Consider the following 1,526-nt stretch of genomic DNA (forward strand, 5'->3'; position numbering starts at 1 on the left):
TCGGGAATAATAGAAATATGTTCCATCAATTTTTTAAGTTCCATTTTGCTCTCCTTAATTATGTAAGGAGTATTTGATTATATATAAGCTGTGAAAAACAGTTTTTAGTAATAAGGAATTACTCAATTATTGAATATATAGTGCGAATTATTTAGTGCAAAAAAGCAGCGCCATGTGATCTTTCCCTATTATTTTTAGGGATCAGACATATCGCCATTAATATTTTAACGAAAGATAAAGTATTCAAGGCTGGGTTAAGACGTAAGATGAGAAAAGCAACTATGGACATAGACTACCTCGCGTCAGTCCTTACGGAGAGCGGGCTTTCGTAATCTTGCCCTGATGAATATCATCAGCCAAAAGAACAAAAATTTTTTTCATTTTCTGACTCCGCCTCTCATGGCTCTCTGTATTACTCTAACTCCGAGTTCACTCCAATCATCTACCCCTGCCGTTGCTGGCCCATTGGGTTCATTAAGATCAGGAATAATTGGAATATGCTCAAGAAGACTTTGAATGTTCACCAGACGTCCTTTTCTAATATATTTAATTATTTGGCGATTAGATTTTAATCAAATCAACAAGGTAAAACCAAGATTAAAGTTGTGATGATAATCACAACTTTAATGATCTTCCCCTGATTCCTTCAGTCCTTTTATTTGGTTACCCTAATGGTTTTATTAATTGTAAATTTTTAAATGACATGCTTAATAGGCCATCAGAAAAATAAAGAAAAAATTTATATAGCCTTTTGTTTTTTATTTTCTTTATATACCCATTACTTATATTACCTGACTTGTGATTATCGATTAACTCAGCAGAATCCAAAGCGAACACTAAATCATCTATATCAGAAAATTCAACTATCATTTTTTCCCTAATGTTCTCATTTTTATAAATGTCAATAAATAACGTCATGTTAAAATGAGATTCTTTGAATGTCGTTTTTACTTCTAACAAAACCCCATCATGCCAGTCAATTGAACTCACAATGTCAAAATCGCTCATTATATAATCTCCATTATCCGTTTTAATCATGGAGTAACAACGTTTGCAGGTATTGACCACCAAAGAGGTGGCGCAAGTGAAGGTATAAATCGAATCACTCTATATATAACATACCCCAGGGCAAGATTACGAAAGCCCGCTCCCCGCAAGGACTGACGCGAGATAGTTTCTGTCCATGGCTGCTTTTCGCATCTTACGTCTTAACCCTGCCTTGAATACCTTATCATTCGTCAAAATATTAATAGAGATGTGCCGTATCCCTGAAAATAATTCTGCTGCATTTCCTCTTCTTATTTTGCAGTCGTCTTCATTCATTACCACGTCCAGACGCCAGTGCAGCTTATTCTCCACGTGCCAGTGATTTCGGATCGCTGTGGCGAATTTCTCAGCGGTTAAATCAGCAGAACTGATATAATATCTGACCGTCATTTCTGGCTCTTTCTTTTGTTCTGCTATTATGGACCGAAAGGAGACTGCCACGCATAATTTCTTCAGCACTTTCCATTCAAACGTGAAAT

The 1,526-nt window shown here is 35.9% G+C and carries 3 protein-coding genes and 1 pseudogene; 1 reads left to right on the forward strand and 3 read right to left on the reverse strand.

Translation table 11 applies throughout. From position 1 onward, the window contains the following. Positions 1-182: 182 nt before the first annotated feature. Positions 183-332 (forward strand): annotated as a pseudogene (locus tag FEK47_RS23390) (ISAs1 family transposase); the annotation flags it as partial. A gap of 331 nt (positions 333-663) precedes the next feature. On the opposite strand, the gene FEK47_RS23395 reads toward FEK47_RS23390, so the two are convergent. The 3 genes from FEK47_RS23395 to FEK47_RS23405 all read right to left on the reverse strand — a co-directional run. Beyond that, on the reverse strand, positions 664-1,008 hold the full coding sequence (locus tag FEK47_RS23395; protein ID WP_135487912.1) for a hypothetical protein: 345 nt from the start codon (positions 1,006-1,008) through the stop codon (positions 664-666). 26 nt (positions 1,009-1,034) lie between these two features. Next, complete coding sequence (locus tag FEK47_RS25555; protein ID WP_231239850.1) at positions 1,035-1,106, reverse strand: hypothetical protein; 72 nt, start codon at positions 1,104-1,106, stop codon at positions 1,035-1,037. 28 nt (positions 1,107-1,134) lie between these two features. Then, positions 1,135-1,526: ISAs1 family transposase (locus FEK47_RS23405; protein WP_138183397.1), on the reverse strand; the 392-nt coding region annotated here is incomplete at its 5' end.

The organism is Escherichia sp. E3659 (genome assembly GCF_005781135.1).
In the GTDB taxonomy this organism is placed as follows: domain Bacteria; phylum Pseudomonadota; class Gammaproteobacteria; order Enterobacterales; family Enterobacteriaceae; genus Escherichia.

Coding starts and splice junctions, on each gene's coding strand:
- FEK47_RS23395 (WP_135487912.1), bottom strand. CDS start 1,008: ATGAGCGATTTTGACATTGTGAGTTCAATTGACTGGCATGATGGGGTT.